Annotated in this window: 17 protein-coding genes and 3 riboswitches; of the genes, 11 read left to right on the top strand and 6 right to left on the bottom strand. The window is 40.9% G+C overall.

Annotated elements, in window-relative coordinates:
* The first annotated feature begins 6 nt into the window (after nt 1-6).
* Nucleotides 7-978, top strand: a complete 972-nt coding sequence (locus QNN06_RS30995) for an SPFH domain-containing protein (RefSeq protein ID WP_213117009.1) — start codon at nt 7-9, stop codon at nt 976-978.
* 602 nt (nt 979-1,580) lie between these two features.
* On the opposite strand, the gene QNN06_RS30990 is transcribed toward QNN06_RS30995, so the two are convergent.
* Complete coding sequence (locus QNN06_RS30990) at nt 1,581-1,877, bottom strand: DUF378 domain-containing protein (protein WP_217032408.1); 297 nt, start codon at nt 1,875-1,877, stop codon at nt 1,581-1,583.
* A gap of 262 nt (nt 1,878-2,139) precedes the next feature.
* Nucleotides 2,140-3,357 (bottom strand): helix-turn-helix transcriptional regulator, encoded by a 1,218-nt coding sequence (locus QNN06_RS30985; RefSeq protein WP_213117950.1) that lies wholly within the window; start codon nt 3,355-3,357, stop codon nt 2,140-2,142.
* 229 nt (nt 3,358-3,586) lie between these two features.
* On the opposite strand from QNN06_RS30985, the gene uidA reads away from it, so the two are divergent.
* On the top strand, nt 3,587-5,398 hold the full coding sequence (gene uidA / locus QNN06_RS30980; protein WP_217032410.1) for a beta-glucuronidase: 1,812 nt from the start codon (nt 3,587-3,589) through the stop codon (nt 5,396-5,398).
* A gap of 307 nt (nt 5,399-5,705) precedes the next feature.
* Here uidA and pruA read toward each other — a convergent pair whose 3' ends face one another.
* Nucleotides 5,706-7,337: an L-glutamate gamma-semialdehyde dehydrogenase gene (gene pruA / locus QNN06_RS30975; RefSeq protein WP_213117012.1), complete on the bottom strand. Its 1,632-nt coding sequence runs from the start codon at nt 7,335-7,337 to the stop codon at nt 5,706-5,708.
* A gap of 298 nt (nt 7,338-7,635) precedes the next feature.
* A riboswitch (glycine riboswitch) is annotated at nt 7,636-7,714 on the top strand.
* A 129-nt stretch (nt 7,715-7,843) separates the two neighbouring features.
* Between pruA and QNN06_RS30970 the strand changes: the two genes are divergently transcribed.
* Nucleotides 7,844-9,208: an amino acid permease gene (locus QNN06_RS30970; protein WP_213117013.1), complete on the top strand. Its 1,365-nt coding sequence runs from the start codon at nt 7,844-7,846 to the stop codon at nt 9,206-9,208.
* A gap of 74 nt (nt 9,209-9,282) precedes the next feature.
* Here QNN06_RS30970 and QNN06_RS30965 read toward each other — a convergent pair whose 3' ends face one another.
* Complete coding sequence (locus QNN06_RS30965; RefSeq protein WP_213117015.1) at nt 9,283-10,482, bottom strand: phosphoglycerate dehydrogenase; 1,200 nt, start codon at nt 10,480-10,482, stop codon at nt 9,283-9,285.
* 49 nt (nt 10,483-10,531) lie between these two features.
* Nucleotides 10,532-10,610: riboswitch (ZMP/ZTP riboswitch) on the bottom strand.
* 298 nt (nt 10,611-10,908) lie between these two features.
* Here QNN06_RS30965 and QNN06_RS30960 point away from each other — a divergent pair.
* From QNN06_RS30960 to QNN06_RS30940, 5 genes are all read left to right on the top strand, one after another.
* Nucleotides 10,909-12,069, top strand: coding sequence for an ABC transporter substrate-binding protein (locus QNN06_RS30960; protein ID WP_213117016.1), 1,161 nt, complete (start codon nt 10,909-10,911; stop codon nt 12,067-12,069).
* Between the two features lie 155 nt (nt 12,070-12,224).
* A complete protein-coding gene (locus tag QNN06_RS30955) occupies nt 12,225-13,109 on the top strand; it encodes a branched-chain amino acid ABC transporter permease (protein WP_213117017.1) in 885 nt (294 codons plus the stop codon).
* 4 nt (nt 13,110-13,113) lie between these two features.
* Nucleotides 13,114-14,073: a branched-chain amino acid ABC transporter permease gene (locus QNN06_RS30950; RefSeq protein WP_213117018.1), complete on the top strand. Its 960-nt coding sequence runs from the start codon at nt 13,114-13,116 to the stop codon at nt 14,071-14,073.
* The gene (locus tag QNN06_RS30945) at nt 14,057-14,830 is read left to right on the top strand and encodes an ABC transporter ATP-binding protein (protein ID WP_213117019.1); all 774 of its coding nucleotides are present in this window, start codon (nt 14,057-14,059) and stop codon (nt 14,828-14,830) included. The genes QNN06_RS30950 and QNN06_RS30945 overlap by 17 nt, the downstream gene beginning before the upstream one ends.
* The gene (locus QNN06_RS30940; protein ID WP_213117020.1) at nt 14,823-15,536 is read left to right on the top strand and encodes an ABC transporter ATP-binding protein; all 714 of its coding nucleotides are present in this window, start codon (nt 14,823-14,825) and stop codon (nt 15,534-15,536) included. Before QNN06_RS30945 ends, QNN06_RS30940 begins: the two co-directional genes overlap by 8 nt.
* Nucleotides 15,537-15,586: 50 nt before the next feature.
* Here QNN06_RS30940 and QNN06_RS30935 read toward each other — a convergent pair whose 3' ends face one another.
* Nucleotides 15,587-16,186: an NADPH-dependent FMN reductase gene (locus QNN06_RS30935; protein WP_213117021.1), complete on the bottom strand. Its 600-nt coding sequence runs from the start codon at nt 16,184-16,186 to the stop codon at nt 15,587-15,589.
* A 246-nt stretch (nt 16,187-16,432) separates the two neighbouring features.
* Here QNN06_RS30935 and QNN06_RS30930 point away from each other — a divergent pair, with 246 nt between their 5' ends.
* Together QNN06_RS30930 and QNN06_RS30925 are read left to right on the top strand one after the other, a co-directional pair.
* Entirely contained in the window at nt 16,433-17,524 is a 1,092-nt protein-coding gene (locus tag QNN06_RS30930) for an LLM class flavin-dependent oxidoreductase (RefSeq protein ID WP_284036721.1), read from the top strand.
* Between the two features lie 296 nt (nt 17,525-17,820).
* Nucleotides 17,821-19,380: a flavin monoamine oxidase family protein gene (locus QNN06_RS30925; RefSeq protein ID WP_284036720.1), complete on the top strand. Its 1,560-nt coding sequence runs from the start codon at nt 17,821-17,823 to the stop codon at nt 19,378-19,380.
* Between the two features lie 84 nt (nt 19,381-19,464).
* Here QNN06_RS30925 and QNN06_RS30920 read toward each other — a convergent pair whose 3' ends face one another.
* Complete coding sequence (locus QNN06_RS30920; RefSeq protein WP_284036719.1) at nt 19,465-20,928, bottom strand: S8 family serine peptidase; 1,464 nt, start codon at nt 20,926-20,928, stop codon at nt 19,465-19,467.
* Nucleotides 20,929-21,147: 219 nt separating this feature from the next.
* Nucleotides 21,148-21,194, top strand: a riboswitch (PreQ1 riboswitch).
* 122 nt (nt 21,195-21,316) lie between these two features.
* Between QNN06_RS30920 and queF the strand changes: the two genes are divergently transcribed.
* A complete protein-coding gene (queF, locus tag QNN06_RS30915; protein ID WP_213117025.1) occupies nt 21,317-21,817 on the top strand; it encodes a preQ(1) synthase in 501 nt (166 codons plus the stop codon).
* Nucleotides 21,818-21,935 lie beyond the last annotated feature (118 nt).

Below are 21,935 nucleotides of genomic sequence, written 5' to 3'. Positions count from 1 at the left end.
TCGTAGATGTCTTTTTTTAAAAGCCAATTTGCAAATGTAGTAGAATGGCAGGAATTCAGAGATGATATGATTTTTTATAAGTGGGGCAACCGCGAAATTAAAAAGGGAAGTAAACTAATCATCCGTCCCGGCCAGGATGCGATTTTTTTTAACAATGGAAAAATTGAAGGGATTTTTCGCGATGAAGGTGAGTATGATATTGAGTCGCAAATCATTCCTTTCTTATCCACATTAAAGGGGTTCAAGTTTGGGTTTAACAGCGGCATGCGGGTAGAAGTGCTATTTGTGAATACCAAAGAGTTTGTGGTCAAATGGGGAACACAAAATGCGATTAATATTCCCACTTTAGGGCTTCCGGGCGGTCTGCCGATTCGGGCGAATGGAACGTTTAATTTTAAAGTGAATGATTATATGGCTTTGATTGATCAAATTGCTGGTGTCCGCGAGCAATATTTAGTGGAGGATGTTAAAATCCGAATCACAACGGTCCTCGACCAGCTCCTGATGAAGTGGATTACGAAGGAAGGAAAGGATATGTTCAACCTGCAGGCCAACTCCTTCGACATTTCTAAAGGCATTCAAGAGGATTTAGATATGGAGATGCTGAAAAGCGGAATCTCGATTACTGGGTTTAATGTCATGAGCTTTAGTTATCCAAAAGAGATTCAAGATATGATAACCAAAAATGCTTCACATGGAATGGTTAGTGACGTTAATCGCTATCAGCAAATCTCACTCACAGATGGCATGGCCGCCGGCAAGATGAGCGGCGGAGGAGCAGCCTCTGATATAGCGGGGATGATGATGGGGATGAATATCGCAGGTAAAATGATGAATCAGCAATCTCCCAATCAGCCTGTTTCTGAACCGTCTTCGGCAAGGGCGGACGGTCAAAAGAGACCCAATTTTTGCCCGAATTGCGGCATTAAAGCGGAAGGGACCAATTTCTGCTCAAACTGTGGGCAAAAGCTTGGATAAAATGAAGATAAGATATAACGAAAAAGCCCATGCAAAAACATGGGCCTTTCGTTATAGTTTACAATTAACCAGCCTTAATCTTAAGCTGATTCCTGCTGAAAACAAGGATCATTGAAGTATACAACCTCAGAAAGAACTTTATAGCCCTTCATTTTTTTGAGAGTCTCTCTTGCTTCTTGTTCTGTTTTAAATTCAAACATAGAAATATTTGAATCGCAATAACAAGTTATAATCCACATAAAAATTCCTCTCCTTATTTTTAAGTTATTTCTGTCCTGCAGACAGAAACTGCCGTCTATCAATATGCCACCTTAAACCTTGCTTTCATAAGGTCTAATCCAGGGTTTAAGGAAGTAATTATCAATTGCTACAGACCAATCATAAGGCAATAGTGGAAATAAATAAAATGCAAAAAATATATAATATATTATAAAAAACTTTTATATGTTGAATTTGGGTTGTAAATAGTGGATTATCGTGATTGGGTAATACTGAGGTCTTCTTGTGGAGCATATGATTCAAAACAGAGACCATTCCATATATTAAGGTTGTAGTCTGTTTTAATAACAATCAGGAGGATTTTTCCTCCTGATTGTTTATTTTTAGTCCTTTTTTTTGAATTCAGATAAATCGTTTTCTTCGCCAAATTCAGTTGCATAATTTAAGTTTCTGTTCCCCTCTTGATATCGGTCATGATCTTCACTTCGCATGGGTGCAAACAGAAGGCTTAAACAGATCAGTCCACTTAGCCCGACAAGGCTATAAATGACTCTTGACAAAAAGGATGCTTGCCCACCAAAAATAGCTGCTACCAAATCAAATTGAAAAAAACCAATTAATCCCCAGTTAATGGCGCCTACAATAACTAAAAATAAGGCTATTCTTTGCAAAACTCTCATGTATTCACCTCCTTTTTACTATCTTTTGTGTAAGATTTTGTTTTCATTCAATATATGTGTGAAGATATGAAGAGATAAAGATTTTGCATGACCTACTGGATTTAAAGGTGTACTCGGAATATTTCATAATCTCAAGAGAAAGGCTTGGTAAAAACCAAGCCTTTGTCAGTCTTATAGTTTTTCCCTTTTGTTACATAAAAAAAATGAGACCAGAGAACGAAAGCAAAAAACAACTCCATCAAGCCAGGAGTTGTTTTTGCTTTTAAACCGATTTTCTTTTTGCGTATTGGGAGGGAGTCAACGACGTAAACTTTTTAAATACCTTACTAAAGTAGTTTAAGTCATTAAATCCGACCATAAAGGCAATATCGGTGATGGAACTATTGCCTCGTTGTAAATATAATTTGGCTTCATCTACCCGTTTGCGATTAATAAATTCAGTCATGTTCATTCCCGTCTCGCTTTTAAATTTCCGTGACAGGTGAGAAGGATTGACATGGAGTTGGTCCGCAATATGCTGTAGCGTCAATGGACTGCCTAAATTCAGCAAAATATAATCCACTGCGTTTTTCACTATCGGGCTGTAATGGCCGGTAGCAAACGCGGCGACAAGATCGCAATATTCATTCGCCATAGCCACAAATAACTTTGTCAACTGGGAAAGCGTCGTCGTCCTTTCAATCAAAATCGCAAATCGTTCTGAAATGTTATCCAGGTACACGGGATGGACGCCGCTTCTTTCAGCTGCCACTCTACACATAGTATTGAAAACAAATCCGATATTCTTGGAGGACCGAATGGGACTTCCGGGTACTCTGTTAGAAAACGCCACTAAATCTGTCATCGGATTGATTGAGTGGGTAACTTCGGCTTTATTTCCTTTTGCAATTGCATTCATCAGCTTATTCTGTTGCTGGTATCTATGTTCAATTATTTGCCTGTTTTCCTCGATGTTTGTTTTTTGGATATCTGGTTTCAGGGCTGGTATAAGTGTATCTGAAGGAATCTGCTGCGAATGCGTAAAGTCATGAACACCAAGATGAACCAACAGTTCCCCGACATCTTTATATTCTGTATCATTTAAAATCGTCAAGGATTGATAGAATTGTTCCAATTGCTTGCGTTCGCCAATCGGGAGATTGTTTTTTGAAATAATATCTTTGATCCGATCGATAACCGTTATACTCGAAATCAAAGGACCGATTAGAATGCTTCCATAAAAAGATTGGCTTCTCCATATTCCGGCAGCAATATACTCAAGACCGTATGGACTGATATAGTGATAGTAGCGATTGGCTTCGTTCCTATGCAGGATGTCATGGATATGATCAATCTCCTTGTCTGGATGGACCAAAACGGATGGAATAGAATGGTTGATTAATTGGAATATCGACTTTCCATCTTGGTCATATAAACGAATATCTATTTTGGTAATCGAATGAAGTACGTGGCTAATTTTTATGAAATTTTGATAGTTCATAGTTCCCACAAAAAATCACCTTCCCAATTTAATGTACATTGGAAAATAAAAAAACGCAAAATAATTACTAGTATAGTAAAAATATTACGATTATCAATTGGGGTAATTTATTATAATCAAATTAAAGCCCTTACATAGTCGGGGTTATCTAAAATGAATTTTAATTATCTATTAGTAAATAATTTGGTATGAGGGAAATTTTCCTGTATATGAATGGAGGAGAAGGAACATGTTATATCCAATTTCTACGGATAGCCGCGTGGTCATGGATTTAAGCGGTGTTTGGAAATTTATGATTGATGATGAAGTAAAAGAAGTAGATGTAAACCAACCGCTGCCAACAGGTGAGTCCATGGCAGTTCCGGCTTCTTTTAACGATCAAGCAGTATCAGCTGAAATTCGCCAGCATAGCGGGTATGTATGGTATGAAAGAGAATTTACCGTTGCTAAAGCATTGCGTGACGAAAGATTAGTATTGCGATTTGGCTCTGCTACCCATGAAGCATGGGTGTATGTGAATGGCAAACTTGTTGCCCAACATAAAGGCGGTTTTACTCCATTTGAAGCTGAGATTAATGAATTCTTAGTTCCTGGGGCGAACCGTTTAACTGTTCGAGTAAGCAATCTGTTGGATTATACGGCATTGCCAGTAGGAAATTATAGTGAAAAGACAGATGAAAATGGAAAAATCATCCGTAAAGTCGATGAAAACTTTGACTTTTTTAACTATGCAGGGCTGCACCGTCCTGTCAAAATTTACTCAACTCCTGTGAATTATATTGAAGATATTACGATTGTCCCGAATGTTGATTTAGCTGCCAACAAAGCAGAAGTACAAGTTTCGGTTAAAACTGGCGGAAATTTCGATGAAGTGCGGGTTACTATTCTTGATGAACAAGGCATTACTATTGCCCAAGCTTCCGGAACCGATGTAAATGCGGTAATTGAGAACGTTCATTTATGGCAGCCGCTCAATGCCTATCTCTATAGAGCTAAAGTCGAAGGGCTCAACAATGGCGAAGTAGAAGATGTCTATGAAGAACAGTTTGGTGTCCGTAAGATAGAAGTAAAGGGCGGCAAGTTCTTAATCAATGGCGAACCATTCTACTTCAAAGGCTTTGGCAAGCATGAAGATACGCATGTCCGCGGCCGTGGACTTGACGAAGTCTATAACGTGCACGATATTAACTTGATGAAAGCCATGGGTGCCAACTCTTTCCGGACATCGCATTATCCATATTCGGAAGAAATGATGCGCCTTTGCGACCGTGAAGGAATTGTCGTGATTGACGAAACACCGGCAGTTGGATTAATGTTATCCTTCACTTTTGACGTATCGATTTTAGAAAAAGGCGATTTTGAAGACGATACTTGGGAAAAGTTGAGGACTGCTGAGGCTCATCAACAGGTTATCCGCGAGCTGATCGACCGCGATAAAAATCATGCCTGTGTCGTTATGTGGTCGATTGCCAATGAGGCAGCCACTTATTCAAAAGGTTCTTATGAGTATTTTGAACCGTTATTTAATCTGGCTCGCGAATTAGACCCACAAAAGCGTCCATGTACGTATGTCGGCATCATGATGGCAACGCCAAAGACTGACAAATGTACAGACTTGGTTGATGTGATTGCCTTAAACCGCTACTATGGCTGGTATGTACAACATGGCGACTTGAAGACGGCTGAAGAAAAGACTCGCGAAGAGCTGCTGGAATGGCAAGAAAAATACCCAGATAAGCCAATTATGTACACCGAATATGGTGCTGATACGGTAGCTGGATTCCATAGTGCACTTGGCGAGCCATTCAGTGAAGAATACCAAGAAGATTATTACCGCATGAACAGCAAGGTATTTGATGAAATCCCTAACTTTGTCGGGGAACAATTATGGAACTTCGCCGATTTCCAAACAAAGTTTGGTATTATGCGTGTCCAAGGTAACAAAAAAGGTATCTTTACCCGTGCAAGAGAACCAAAAATGGTTGTACGCTATTTAAGCGAACGCTGGAATGGAATTCCGAACCTAGGATATAAAAAATAAAGGTTAGACCTCTTTTTTTGGAATAAAAACCCTACCCAAATATGATTGGATAGGGTTTTTTATTTAATATCAATAGTGTTGTTGCCTGAACCGAATACGTTTTTCAATTGTGTAAAGCCCTTTTCACTTATTGCTTGATAATAGTAAAAAGTGTCGAAGTTTGGGATGAAAACAATTGTTTATGCGGATGGGAAAAGGTATTTTATTTCAAATCGTTAATAATGGGGAGTATAAAGGCATTGGTGTCGGCTAGAAAATAAAAAAGAGGTTGAAACCAAACATTTCAACCTCTTTTTTACATTATCTATTATTCTGCATCCATAAATGGATAGACAACTTCTGCAGTTGGTGCAAAGTTTTCTTTGATGACACGAGGACTTGTCCAACGAATCATGTTAAATACAGAACCTGCTTTATCGTTTGTACCAGATCCACGAGAACCGCCAAATGGCTGTTGATTAATCATCGCACCAGTTGGTTTGTCATTGATATAGAAGTTACCAGCTGCGCCAGATAAGCGATTTTCTAAATGAAGAATGGCCCCGCGATCTTGGGCAAAGATCGAACCTGTTAAGGCATACATAGAAGCTGTATCAACTGCCTCCAATGTTTCTTCTAATTTATCATTTTCATATACATAGATTGTTAAGACTGGTCCAAAGATTTCTTCCACCATGGTCTTGAAGTTTGGATTTGTAGTCACAATGATGGTCGGTTGAACGAAATATCCAACAGAATCATCATAAGTACCGCCAGCAATAATTTCTGCCTCTTCAGAAGCTGCAGCATAGTCGATATAGCTAGTAATAGAATCAAAAGCAGCTTTATCAATAACTGCACCCATGAAGTTTCTAAAGTCGCGGACATCCCCAACTTTAAGCTTTGCAGCTTCTTCCACTAAACCGGCTTTTACTTCTTCCCACATACTTGCTGGAATATATGCACGAGAAGCTGCTGAACATTTTTGTCCTTGGTATTCAAACGCACCACGAACAAGGTTAGCTACAACTTTGTCTGCTTGTGCAGTTTCATGAGCAAATACGAAGTCTTTACCGCCAGTTTCCCCAATTAAACGAGGATATGATTTATAGCTTGCAATATTTTCTCCTACTGTTTTCCAAATCGTTTGGAACGTACTTGTAGATCCAGTAAAATGGAACCCAGACATACGAGGGTCTGTTAATACAACTTCTGATACTTGTGAACCACGAGAAGGTACGAAATTGATGACCCCTTTTGGTAATCCTGCTTCTTCTAAAATACGCATAAAATAGTAGTTTGCTAGGATTGAAGTTGTTGCTGGTTTCCAAACGACTACGTTCCCCATCATAGCAGGAGCTGCTGGCAGGTTTCCGCCAATGGCTGTGAAGTTAAATGGAGAAATCGCCAATACAAATCCATCTAATGGACGGTAATCAGTACGATTCCAAACATTCTTCATGCTGCTTGGCTGAATCTGATAAACTTGATTTGCATAATCAACGCCAAAACGTAGGAAGTCTACTAATTCTTGTGCAGAATCAATTTCAGCTTGAATAACTGTTTTGGACTGTCCTAACATCGTCGCAGCATTCATTACATCACGGTATGGACCAGAGATTAAATCAGCTGCTTTTAAGAAAATAGCGGCGCGGTGTTCCCAAGCCATATTAGCCCATGCTTCTTTCGCAGCCATCGCAGCTTCAACAGCATCACGCAGCTCTTTTTCTCCGGCTTGCGAATAGTTTGCTAAAACATGTTGATGATCATGTGGCATAACCACTTGCTTCACTGTATCAGTCTTTATATTTTCGCCATTAATAATCACAGGAATATCGATTACGATACTAGATTGGCGTGTTAATTCTGCTTTTAATGTTTCCCGTTCTTTTGTACCTGGAGCATAAGTATTGCCAGGTTCATTTGTAGGTGTTGGGATTTTGAAAATTCCGTTACTCATTCTTTCACGTTCCTTCCCGTTTATATATTCTGTTCCCTTATGGACAAATCTACGTATTTCGACAATTATTATAACATACTTTTTATGTTCTGGGGCTGTCTATTGTCCCTTTATGAAAACGAATTCAAATCCTTACCTCGGGGGATTAAGTTAAATTCAGAGAGTCAATGAAATATTTAAGAGTCATTTTTTGTTGACAAAGTATTTTAATACTACTAAAATTAAAAATTATTCAACAATATTATCTAAAAAACTTAATAATTAGCAAGCTATGATTGCTATGGATCACACTATAGCAGGAGCAGCTTCTGGAGAGACCGCGGATTCCGCGGCGCCGAAGGGTTCACAATCTCAGGCAAAAGGACAGAAGAGTATTGAATATATATTTGTCATGCTGACAATTGTCAGCATAATAAGTATTATTTGTTATTCTTAGACCTAAGAGATTGGAGGACATCCAATCTCTTTTTTTATTGGGTTTTTTAAATTTTAAGGGGGAGTCAAGGTTGGCACAGCAAGAATTAAAGAGGAATTTAGCAAATCGGCACGTTCAACTTATCGCAATTGGCGGCACCATTGGTACCGGATTATTCCTGGGGTCGGGTAAAGCCATCCAACTGGCTGGCCCATCCATTATCTTTGCTTATTTAATCGTAGGTATTGCCTGTTTCTTTGTGATGAGGGCGCTAGGGGAACTCCTGTTGTCTAAGGCTGGCTATCAGTCTTTTACTGACATAGCCGAAGATTATCTTGGACCGCGAGTTGCGTTTGTAACGGGATGGACCTATTGGTTTTGCTGGATTATGACCGCTATGGCTGATGTGATTGCTGTTGGTGTATATGTACGATATTGGTTTGATATCCCGCAGTGGATGCCTGCAATTGTCTGTTTGGTCGTCTTATTGGGCCTCAATCTATTAACGGTAAAGCTTTTTGGGGAATTGGAGTTCTGGTTTGCCTTAATAAAGGTAATTACCATTCTCGCCTTAATCGGAATGGGGGTCATTTTGCTAGTAATGGGATTCAAGACAGATGCAGGGGCGGTCTCTATTAAAAATCTTTGGGAACATGGAGGCCTTTTTCCAAATGGAATGACAGGCTTCTTGCTTTCATTCCAAATGGTCGTTTTTGCATTCGTTGGTGTGGAATTAGTGGGTGTATCGGCAGCGGAAACAGCCAATCCGGAAAAAAACATCCCATCGGCCATTAATAAAATTCCTTTACGGATTTTATTTTTCTACGTTGGCGCATTGATCGTTCTTCTATGTATTAATCCATGGACGGAACTGAATGCCGCTGAAAGTCCGTTTGTCAAAACGTTTAGTTTAGTCGGGATTCCGATTGCCGCAGGAATTATTAATTTTGTCGTTTTAACTTCAGCCGCTTCTGCTTGTAACAGTGGGATGTTTTCAACAAGCCGGATTTTATATAATTTAAGCAATAATAGCCAGGGACCAGCCAATTTTGCAAGACTGAATAAAAATCATGTGCCAAGTAACGCGCTATTGATTTCAACTCTTGTCCTGACAGGTGGAGCGCTCTTAAGCAAACTTATTCCGGAGCAGGCTTTTGGAATTGTGACAACCATTAGTGCCATTTGTTTTATTTGGGTTTGGGGCGTCATTCTGATTTGTCATGTAAGGTATAAGAAAACTCGTCCGGACTTACAGGCAAAATCAAAATTTAAAGCGCCATTTACACCATTTGTTAATTATGCGGTCCTAACCTTGTTTGCGGCGATTCTCATCATCATGCTGTTCGCCGACGCTACCCGTCCGGCCCTATTGTTGACACCACTATGGTTTATTCTATTATTTGCTTTGTATTCCTATAGAGGGAAAAAAGAGAAAAAACTAAAATTATCAGCATAGAATCCAATTGGGTAAAAGAAATGGAGCCGGTATTGAAACCAGGCTCCATTTTCATGTTAACTTAATTTTCCTTATTAAATAATCCGAGCTGTCACCATTCCAGGAATTTGTTTTACTTTTTCCTCTAAACCTGGAATAACATCGCCATTTACTTTATTATCAATGTCAATAATTGTATACGCATAACCCCCACGGCTTCTGTTGACCATATCAGCAATGTTTAAATGATAGCTGGATATTGCAGATGTAATCTGTCCGACCATGTTAGGAACATTCTGGTGGAATGCCGCCACGCGCCGCTTACCAGTATAAGGAAGACTGGTGTTTGGGAAATTCACTGAGTTTTTGATATTTCCTGTTTCTAAAAATTCCTTTACCTGCCGAGCTGCCATGATCGCACAATTTTCCTCTGATTCATTTGTGGAGGCGCCTAGGTGCGGAATTGGAACGGTATTTTTCATTTTGAGCACATTTTCATTCGGGAAATCGGTAACATACTTCCCAACCTTTCCGCTTTCGAGAGCGGCGGCCATGTCTGTTTCATTGACAAGTTCACCACGGGAGAAGTTTAAAATATGAACACTAGGCTTCATAATACTGAAGGTCGCTTGGTTAAACATACCTCTTGTGTCATCTGTTAGCGGTACGTGAACAGTGATATAGTCAGATTCTGCAAATAACTGTTCAATTGTCATTGCCCGCTGTACGTTGCGGGACAAATTCCAAGCGGTATCGACAGAGATAAATGGATCAAATCCGATGACATCCATATCTAAATCCAGCGCATCATTCGCCACAAGTGCACCTATCGCTCCTAAACCAATGACACCCAATGTTTTCCCTTTAATTTCTTTTCCGACAAATTGCTTCTTGCCTGCTTCGACAAGCTTTGGAATTTGTTGGCCTTCACCATCTAACGACTTAGTCCAAGCTACACCAGCAAAAAGGTTACGGGATGAAGCTATTAATGAGGTTAGGACCATTTCTTTTACAGCGTTGGCATTTGCTCCAGGGGTATTGAACACAACAATACCTTGCTCTGTACATCTATCGACGGGAATATTGTTGACACCTGCTCCTGCTCTTGCGATTGCCTTTAAATTTTCACCGAATTCTAATGAGTGCATATTAAAGCTGCGAACAAGGATGGCATCAGGGTTTTCACTGCCGTTGTCAACCAGAAAGCCGTTCTTATTGAATACGTTTAGCCCTCTTTCCGCGATATTATTAAGGGTTTTGATGGTGTTCACATTTTCTAAAGCGATCGTGCTCATTTTTCTTCCTCCTTTTATAAGCAGAAAGAGGTAAGGGAGTTAATTCCCTTACCTCTGCCCAGGCGAACGGCTTCGAAACCGTGTGCTCCCTCGCGGTTATCCGCGTTTCGCCAGTTACACACGGCCTTTTAAACTTATTTCATCGTATCACAAATTTTCATAATTTTCTACCCTAAATGATGTATGGGGACGGCTCTTTTGTTTCTGAAGAAGAAGAACCGTCCCCATATATCATTAACAGTAATAAAAATTTTTCATCAAATTTTTAATAAAATCCCTAGATTACAAGAATGAAAGCGTTTAACTATTTTTTCGAATAGAAATAAGATTCTAAAAATTCGGTACAAAATCTTTACATTAAAATAATATTGGTATTTAATAGATATATATAACTAATTTTGTCGAAAAATAGGGGGAAAGAAGGACATGAGAAAAATCCTTAATAAGTCGTTTCTGCTGTTTACTGTTCTTTTACTTGTTGTCTTAACAGCATGCAGTAATAATTCAGAAACTTCTGGCAAAAAGGGCGATTCGAAAGAAAGCGGCAAGGCCGTGGAAGCAAAAATCGGTGTTGTTTCCTATTTAACTGGACCTGGAGCAGCTTACGGTGAAGCTATTACTAACGGTTTTAATTTAGCGAAAAAAGAAATTAATGCAAAAGGCGATGTCAAAATCGACCTTGTTGTTGAAGACTCAGCAGGTAAACAAGAACAAGCTTTATCTGCAGCTCAAAAGTTAATGAGTGACGATAGTATTGTAGCCTTATTGGGACCTACATTAAGTACAGAAATGAATGTAGTCGGGCCTGAGGCAGACTTGAATGGTATTCCAATCATGGGTACATCTACTACTGCTGAAGGAATCCCACAAATCGGGGACTATGTATTTAGAAACTCACTGCCAGAAGCACTAGCTATTCCTGCAGCAGTGAAAAAAGCAGTTGATAAATACAAAGTGAAGAAAGTGGCTATTCTTTACGGAAATGATGATGTGTTTACAAAATCCGGTTATGACACGATGAAAAAGACAGCCGAAAAAATGAAGCTTGATGTAGTAACAACTGAAACCTTCCAAAAGGGTCAGGCTGACTATAATGCACAATTAACAAAAATTAAGGGTCTTCAGCCGGACTTAATTCTATGTTCAGCTCTCTATAATGAAGGTGCTGTTATTATGGACCAGGCCCGCAAACTGGGAATTGATGTACCATTTGTCGGCGGTAACGGATTTAACTCTCCACAGGTTATTCAAATTGCCGGACAGGCTGCTGATGGACTGATTGTGGCAACTCCTTGGTTTGGCGATAAGCAAGATCCAAAGGTTCAAGAGTTCGTGAAAAAGTATGAATCCGAATATGGCAAGAAACCAGACCAATTCGCAGCGCAGGCTTATGATGCGCTTTATATCATGGCTGAAGCACTAAAAAATGCAGGCGAAGCGGACCGCGATGCACTGCGTGATTCTCTTGCTGAAATTAAGGATTTTCCTGGGATCCTTGGTAAATTCTCCTTTGACAAGGATGGAGACGTTGTGATGGATCCAACCGTTCTTATTATCAAGGACGGGAAGTTCCAAATTTTCGAATAAGCTTGAACGTTCGATAGTTTGAAGGGTATCAATCAGAACAGAATGAATCACTACTATCAGCTGCTCCCCGCTCCAGGCTGCCAAAGCCTAAAGGCGGGGGGCTTTAATTAATACCATTAGTTTTTGAAAAAATTGAAGTTAGAGGGTGAGATGTTTTGCTATTAGAACAGCTAATAAACGGAATCACACTAGGAAGCATCTATGCCATCGTTGCCCTTGGATTTACGCTGGTTTTTGGAGTTCTTGGCATCATTAATATGGCGCATGGCGAAATCTTTATGTTTGGCGCTTTTGTAGGCGTCATGGTCACAAGTACATTGGGTTGGCCGATTTGGATGGCATTTTTAGCTGCAATTATTGTCACCGCAATTTTAGGTTATATGCTGGAGCGATTTGCCTTAAGACCGCTTCGCGGGAAAAAAGGCGTTTCGCACCTTGCCCCATTAATCAGCACGATTGGGGTATCAATTTTACTGGAAAATCTATCGCATCACTTATTCGGAGCGGGTAACCATCCATTTAAAAATGCGTTTGCAGAAATACATTTTACAATTGGTTCTATCACCATCTATGTGGTGCAAATCGTCATTTTTGTGATTTCAGTTGTGTTAATGATGGCTCTTTCGTATTGGTTGTCAAAAACAAGAGCAGGAAAAGCCCTCCGTGCGACAGCGGAAAATTTGGATACAGCTAGTATCCTTGGTGTCAATACGAGACAGATTATCACCTTAACAGTCGTGATGGCATCCGCGATGGGCGGAATTGCCGGTATTCTTGTCGGGATGGCGTTTAACTCAGTTAACCCGCAAATGGGTTTATCCATGGGACTTAAAGGGCTCGCCATCATTATTCTTGGTGGAATGGGCAATGTGAAAGGCGCCATGGCTGGCGGATTGATTCTTGGATTAGCCGAAACGCTCATTGTCGCTTATGGAGATTCAGGATATCGGGATGCTATTGCATTCCTCGCAATCATCGTGATTCTTTTAATCCGGCCGCAGGGACTATTCGGCCAAAAGACATCTGAGGGAAGGCCGTGATGATATGCTTGGAGACTTTTTAAATCCATACTACCTTCAAGTCGCTTCGTTTATTATGATTAACATTATTTTAGGCTTAAGTATTTATGTTACCCTTTCTTCCGGACAACTCTCTTTAGGGAATGCCGGATTTATGGGGATTGGAGCCTATACATCAGCATTATTAACCATTAACTACGATATGCCAATTGTTGTAAGTGTCATTGCAGGAGCTATCGTTGCAGGACTAGTCGGTATTCTAATCGGAATTCCGTCACTTCGGTTAACGGGGGTTTATTTGGCGATTGCCACACTTGGCTTCGGAGAAGTCATTCGGGTGTTCATGATTAATTGGGAATCTCTTACTAAGGGTGCAGTTGGTCTTTCAGGTATTCCGCAAATCGGCAGGGAACTGCTAAAGGTCTCCAGAGATGCTGGATTTAACCCGCTGGACATTGGCTTAAAAAATAATCAATACGTTTATTTGCTGGTACTAATCATATTGGTCATCATCAATATTCTTTTAATCTGGTTCCTTGTTAGACAAAATAAATCCCGTGTCGGCCGGGCTTTTGCAGCCATTAAAATGGATGAGAAAGCGGCGGAGGCAATGGGAGTCAATATCACGTATTATAAAGTTTTATCTTTTGTGCAAGGGGCGGTTATATCAGGTTTTGCGGGCGCATTATTTGCCCACGTCATGGGCTATATCAGCCCTGCTGATTTTTCCTACCATCGCGCCGTTGAGATTTTGATTTTCGCGGTATTCGGAGGAAGCGAAGTCATTTGGGGCTCTATTTTTGGTGCCACCTTTATGACCTTGATGCCAGAGGTATTGCGTTTTATCAGTGAATACCGTTATATGATTTATGGGGCCATTTTGATTTTAATGATGGCATTCCGCCCGCAGGGAATTATTGATGTTCCCCTTTTACAGAAGCTTCAGCTGTCAAAAAGGAGGGGTAAACATGGTTCTAAAAATTAACAACATCACGAAAAATTTTGGCGGTATTTCTGCGTTAACCGATGTTTCTTTTTCGATTAAGGAAGGAGAAATCTACGGTCTTATTGGTCCAAATGGTGCAGGGAAGACGACCATGTTTAATATGATTACGAATATGTTCCCTCCAACGTCGGGCGAAATTACCTTTTTAGATGAAAAAATTACCGGTTTTAAACCGCATAAAATTACCAATAAGGGGATTTGCCGGACCTTCCAAAACATACGTCTTTTCTCTCAAATGACGGTGCTGGAAAATGTGTTGGTTGGAGGGCATACCCGCAGTAAATCAGGTGTCTTTAGCGGTGTACTGAGGACAAAGGGACAGCGTGCTGAAGAAGAAAGATTACGTGTAACAGCGAAGGAGATTCTCGAATTAGTAGGCCTATCGGAGTTTGAAGATGCGATTGCGGAAAACCTTGCTTATGGCCAGCAAAGACGGCTTGAAATTGCGAGAGCCTTAGCAAGCGATCCAAAGTTGTTATTATTGGATGAACCTGCTGCCGGTATGAATGACACGGAAACAGCCGATTTATATCATTTGATTAAAAAGGTCCAGGAGCGAGGCATCACAACTTTGTTAATTGAACATGACATGCCGCTTGTTATGAGGCTTTGTGATCGAATTACTGTTTTAAACTTTGGTAAAAAGCTTGCTGAGGGAACACCGGAGGAAATTCAAAATAACCAAGCTGTTATTGAAGCCTACCTCGGATCAGAGGGAGATGATGAAAGTGCTTAAAGTATCTGGAATTGAGACATTTTACGGAAAAATTCAGGCCCTAAAAGGAGTCAGCCTGGAAGTGGAACAAGGGAAAATTGTCACGATCCTAGGGGCGAACGGGGCCGGAAAAACAACAACGATGAAAACAATTGCCGGATTAATTAAGCCGAAGACCGGAACCATTGAGTTTCTTGGGGAAAATGTCACTGGCTTGAGACCGGACCAGCTAGTTAAAAAGGGGATTTCTCTTGTTCCTGAGGGAAGGGCCATTCTGTCTGGAATGACTGTCATGGAAAACCTTGATATGGGTGCTTATCAAAGAAAAGATAAAGAGGTAGAAAAAGACCTTGAAGATGTCTTGAAACGGTTCCCTATTTTGAAAGAACGAAAGAATCAGCTTGGCGGAACACTTTCAGGCGGCCAGCAGCAAATGCTAGCGATAGCCCGTGCGTTGCTTGCACGTCCTAAACTATTATTGCTGGACGAACCTTCAATGGGATTAGCACCATTGATTGTGGCGGAAATTTTTAAAATCATCAAGGAAATCAAGGATGCCGGCACCACTGTGCTTGTGGTCGAACAAAATGCGAAACAGGCCTTGAAAATAGCTGACTATGGATACGTGTTGGAAACCGGGAAGGTTATCATTCACGGGAAGGCAAAGGACCTGTTGGAAGACCCAAGAATCGTCGAGGCATACCTTGGTAGAAAGTCGGAAAAATAACAATATAAAAAAGGAGATTGCCGATGCAATCTCCTTTTTTACTTCAAATATTATCGAACAGTTTTTAACGCGCCGCTCCAAGAATTAACTTGGTCAAGCATAGCATTTACGTTATCAAGGTGTAATGCTTGTGGCTTGAAAACAGATCCGTTTTCGAAATCAGTGAACAAAGATAATGTTGGATGTACGCGAACGTCAGCGATCATTAACTCTCCCATAATGCCGCGTAAATGTTCAGCCGCACGAGCGCCGCCTGTAGAACCATAGCTTACGATACCTGCTGCTTTGTTGTTCCATGCTTCACGTGCGAAATCAAGTGCATTTTTTAAAGCACCAGTAATGCTGTGGTTGTATTCTTGAACGATGAATACGAAGCCATCCAAGTTAGCAAGCTTTTCATTCCATTTTGCGATTCCTGGTTCTGTTCCATCAGTTGTTCCTAAGAATGGTAAGTTGAAATCAGCGATATCTACGATTTCATAATTTGCATCGCCGCGTTTGTCAGCGATCCCTTTTACCCATTCTCCAACCTGTGGACTTACGCGACCTTCACGTGTGCTACCTAAGATAATACCGATGTTTAATTTTTCAGTTGTCATTGTTTCTTCCTCCTTAGCTGAATTGCCGAATAATTTATCAAAAAAACCCATTTGCTACTGCACCACCTTGTATGTTCTTGATGTTAGGCATGTGACCTTATTTTTTGCTTTATTGCAAAAAATAAAACCTATATAAACAAAGGTAAATGAAATATAATAGGCGCCTTTACAAATCATTCACTTTGAATTAAAATATCTTCAACTCGAGATTTATGATAGAATAATGAATGGATATTGTCAAGTAATGAATACTAATAGTAGGTTTTGTTGCTACAGTACTTTGGGAGGATACCGCGAATGAAGCTAGATAATATAATTGAAAATAACGGCATGGAAATTGGTATATATACACTAGGGGACTTGGTAGCAGACCCGCAAACGGGTAAAACCATCAGTGCGAGACAAAGGATGGCAGAAATTTTGGAAGCTGCAAAGATGGCCGATGAGGCAGGCCTCGATGTCTTTGGTGTCGGCGAACACCATCGGCTCGACTATGCGGCGTCTTCACCGCCTGTGATTCTTTCCGCCATTTCCCAAGTGACAAGGCGGGTGAAACTGGCAAGTACAACGACTGTCTTAGGGACTGTTGATCCGGTGCGGTTATTTGAAGACTTCTCGACGCTGGACCTTTTATCAGATGGACGTGCAGAAGTGATTGCAGGCCGCGGGGCCTTTGTAGAATCCTTTTCACTGTTTGGATATGATTTGGACGATTATGATGGGCTGTTTGAAGAAAATATAGATCTATTTTTGAAGTTGAATGCAAATGAAAGAGTAACTTGGACGGGTAAATTTCGTACTCCATTAAGGGACGCGGAAATCGCCCCTAGACCTGTCCAAAAGGGGATTCCGTTTTGGGTAGGAGTCGGCGGTTCACCGGAAAGTGCGATCCGTGCCGGTAAATATGGGGCTGGCTTAACAATGGCGATTCTTGGCGGTGATCCGATGAGATTTAAGCCGATTGTGGATGTATATCGCAAGACAGCAACAGAAGCCGGGTTTGCACTTGATGATTTAAAGGTGGCCGTAACGGGACATGCGTTTATTTCAGAGACGAGCCAACTGGCTAAAGACAATTATTTCCCTTACTACGCAAATTATCGTGGGTTTTTCAATCAGGAACACGGGGTAAATGCCATGGCGCGAGAGGAGTTTGATAAGCTTACTGGACCGGATACCGCCCTGTTTGTCGGCAGTCCGCAGGAGATTACTGAAAAGATCCTCCGCCAATATGAGCTTTTCGGTCATCAACGTTTCATGGCGCAAATGGATATCGGCGGCATGCCATTTAAAAAGGTAGCAGAAAGTATCGAGCTCTTGGCAACAAAGGTAGCACCAGTTGTTCGCCGTGAAACGAAAAAAGAATTAAGCCAGACTGCATTATTGTAAGCAGCAGTAGTTGGAGTCCAATTAATTGGGCTCTTTTTTTGCGTTTATAAACCAAAAACCAGTCATTTTTTACTCCTTGCTAAAGCCGCATAAGTGGGAATTCTGGCCATGCTGCTAGCCATTGTGTTCCTCAGTATCTAAACACCAATCCGTTGATAAAAAAATAGATCAGATGACCTACAGCTTGCCTAAAACCAAAAGAAGAAGCCATGCATAATTTATTGGTATATATTCACTTTCGCAGGATAGTGAATCCATCATCGTACATGGCTTATTTTGTATAAGGAGGACAGGCTTTGGCACGTACACCATTAGCAGGTATTTTGCAGAAGTCTTTCGCTGTGGCCAGTGCCTCAGTGGATAAGGAAAAAAGTACTGGACAAGCTGATTTGAAGGAAGGTACCACATCACAAAAAGTCGATGACATTCCAGAAAAGGAAAAGAAGCAGTTAATCAAAAATAGCGACGGTTTTAATAAAGCTCCAAAGATAGTCATTGTGGGAGCAGGATTAGCGGGACTAACGAGCGCCTTTCGACTTAAACAGCAAGGGATTAACGCAACCATTTATGAAGCGGCCAATCGCGTTGGGGGGCGTTGTTGGACAAGAAGGGTGCATTTTAAAGACGGCCAAATCGTCGAACGCGGTGGGGAGTTAATAGATACAGGTCATAAAGAGATTCAAGACTTGGGAAAAGAGCTTGGCTTGGAATTTGATAATGTAGTGATGGCAGAGCCAAAAGGGACAATGCCATTTTATTTTTTTGATGGCTGCTCCTATACCTTTGAGGAAGTAACAAATGATTTTATGAGTATTTTTCCTAAACTGAAAAAGGATTTAATAGAGGTTGGTGAAACTACACTTTACAATCATTATACTAAACGCGGATATGAACTGGATCATCTGTCCGTGGTTGATTATATTAATGAAATTGTACCAGGAGGAATCCAATCAAAATTCGGCAAATTACTTGAAGTTGCATATACCGTCGAAAATGGAGCAGATGCCAGCCTTCAAAGTGCGTTAAATCTCCTCTATATGTTGGGCTTTGCCCAAAAGGATCATTTTCACATATATGGAGACTCAGATGAGTCCTTTCATATTAGAGGTGGAAATGATCAGCTCCCCACCTTATTAGCTGAAAATCTTACAGGACAAATCGAGTTTAATTCCCCTCTTATAAAAATTGAACAAACCAGCCAAAATGAAATAAGACTTACCTTTCGAAATCGTATAAAGGAATGGGAGGTTTTGGCGGATAAAGTTATTCTGGCTATACCATTTAAAATTATAAAAACGATAGATTTTGAGAATGCCAGTTTTCGAGAATTAAAGAAAATGGCAATTGAAGAACTGGGAATGGGAGTAAATACAAAGCTACAAGCACAGTTTGCCCAGCGATTCTGGAATGACCTTGGGAATAATGGCGAAACCTTTACGGATGTCGGCTATCAGCAGACATTTGAGTCATCACGTGCCCAACAAGGCACTTCAGGAATTTTGGTCAATTATATGGGAGGCGAAGCAGCAGCAAAACTGTCTGCGTTATCGGCAACAGAAAAGAAGGCGGCTGCTAAAGACTTTTTGGACAAGCTAGATCTCATATTGCCAGGAAGCACAAGATATTGGAATGGTATGGTCACGGTTGACCGTTGGCATAGCAATCAATGGTCAAAAGGAGCCTATTCTTATTGGAAGGTTGGCCAATATACGAAGTTTGCCGGAATAGTTGGAGAACGGGAAGGCAATATCTTCTTTGCTGGTGAGCACACCTCCATTAACTATCCAGGCTATTTAAACGGGGCAGTGGAATCCGGGGAAAGGGCTTCGAAAGAGGTAATTAATGATTCACTTTAAAAAGGAAATGCTTAGACAAGACGTAAAACAAGAAAAATTGGGTGGTGGCAGGCACCACCCAACTGTTTGGAATCAGACTCGCTTTTATTTTTTTGCCTTATCTTTTGCAAGGAAGTTGTAAATGTTTGCTTCACCGGATCCGTAAAGTGGGTCAACCCCGACTTTACCGTAATCAATGGCACTTTGTCTAATAGCCGCAGCTACTTGGGCTGGTGAATATTCTGGGTGGGCGGCCTTAATTACCCCAGCTACACCAGCAACTTTTGGTGCTGCCATGGAGGTTCCGTGTAAATACGAGTATCCATGCAATTGTCCGTCACTGAATTGAGTTGTGGCATTGCTTCCAACAGGATAAGTAGGATACGTAGACAATGTCCGATAAGTAAAATCACGTTTATTTAAAAAGTCTCCGGCTGGATTTTGACGATACAAGCTGTCATATAACGGACCATTATCCCCGCCAGGACCGGCTACATCGATAGAATTACCGTAATTGGAATAGAAGGCGATGCTTTTATCCGACCATTCATTCGATGAGGACACCGTAATGACGCCAGGAATTTGTGCAGGTACTACCCGGGACGGACCTTTAATATCAATACCGTAAGTAGCTTTCCAATAGGCTTGCATATCATGTAAGTTATTCAAGTCTTTTGAATCATTCCCAGCCGATACAACGACCGTAACCCCTTTTTGAGTGGCATACTGAATAGCACGCTGATAAGCTACCATAGAAGCGGAGTCACCCTTTTCTCCCAAGTTATGGGCCATCCAGCGCCAACCGCCAATCGACATGTTAATGACTTCGACTCCATCATTAGCAGCAGCTACAATAGCGTCGGTAATCCAGGATTGCTGGGCTCCACCTGTTGCCCCAAAAACGCGATAAGCACGAACAGTTAACTCAGGGCCTACGCCCTTTACCTTTCCATTTGCGGCAATCGAACCGGCAACGTGGGTGCCGTGGCCATTTTTATCCCAAGCATCTGTTGTGCCAGGAACAAAGGTCTTAGATCCAGCCTCATCAGCATTGGCTGCCAAATCTGGGTGGCTAAAATCAATCCCGGTATCGATAACTGCCACAACAGTATCATGATTTCCTTGATTTAATTTATAAGAATCCCCTTCATGTGTTAATCGCTGCATATCCCATTGTTTATCCCAGTAGCTATCGGCATTTGGATCTAGAGTTACCTTCTGCCCATTAGGTGTACCCGGGGTAAATTGAACAGCATCATCCGGGTCTGTTTCCAAATATGCTTCAAGTTCCCTTCCAGCCGATTGGATATTCGTATCCTGTGAAATTTTTGATAGAAAGTCCTGATCAGAGGAAGCGGCTTCGACGATTCCTATTTCTTTAACTACTCTTTCTACTTTTCCGCCTGCCTGTTCAATTTTTGCAGTGAAGTTGGCCGGAAGCTTTCCTTTATAAGCTAATACATAATGTTCTTGTCCTGCTTCTGCCTTAGGCTTGTCCGCCTGCACTCCGGCAAGCAATGAAATGGAAAGAACTGAACAAACCGATAGAACCGCTAATCTTTTTTTCAACCCAATTCCCCCTAGTAATCTACTAATTAACGTTTGAGGCGTTATGAGTTGATTTTAGGACAAGGTCATAAAATAATGTGTCGAACGAACGGTTGGAATGCTAAAAATTTTTAGACAGATAGATACAATTTGCATGTCCCCTCGCTAAAAATTTTTTCCATTTGACGAATATTGCACTGTCCAATATAGTATAGATAGAAAAAAGAATACCCGTATCGAACGGGAGAGGTTCATAGCTGATACCCTCTATAAAAAACTATGGATTCATGTCAATAAAGCCATGTCCATAAGGATGTGGCTTTTTTGCTTTTATCCCTTTAGTTTGATTAGAATGGTGAAGTACCTCTCCTGTGAAAGTGCTGGGGCACATTTTACAGGAGGTTTTTTTATGTCTGGACGTACACATGAACAAGGTTTAAAGGATTTAACATTGCTCGGAAACCAGGGTACCAAATACTTATTTGAATATTCTTCGGAGGTCTTGGAGGCTGTCGACAACCTGCATCCAAACCGCGATTTTTTTGTAAAATTTAACTGCCCTGAGTTTACGAGCCTTTGCCCGCTGACGGGACAACCGGATTTTGCAACAATGTATATTTCCTATATCCCCGATCAGAAAATTGTAGAAAGCAAATCGCTGAAATTATATCTTTTCAGCTTCCGCAACCACGGTGATTTCCATGAGGATTGTGTCAACATCATCATGAATGACTTAATTAAGCTCCTTGATCCACGCTATATCGAGGTATGGGGAAAATTTACGCCGCGTGGCGGAATTTCAATTGATCCATGGTGCAACTATGGTAAACCGGGCACGAAATATGAGGAAATGGCCCAGTTCCGGTTGATGAATCATGATCTTTATCCTGAAAAAGTAGATAACCGATAAGATACAGCTAACAAGAAGATATACTTAGAATTTCCTCCCTCCCTTGGTCCTAAGGCCATGGGAGGTTTTTTTATTAAAAAGTCTTTACAATATTTTCACTTATGTTAAAAAATTAGAA

It is taken from the genome of Neobacillus sp. 114 (genome assembly GCF_030127045.1).
Lineage (GTDB): Bacteria > Bacillota > Bacilli > Bacillales > Cytobacillaceae > Neobacillus > Neobacillus rhizophilus.
Note: the sequence above shows the minus strand (reverse complement) of the source record. Positions and strands in the feature narration are given on the sequence as shown.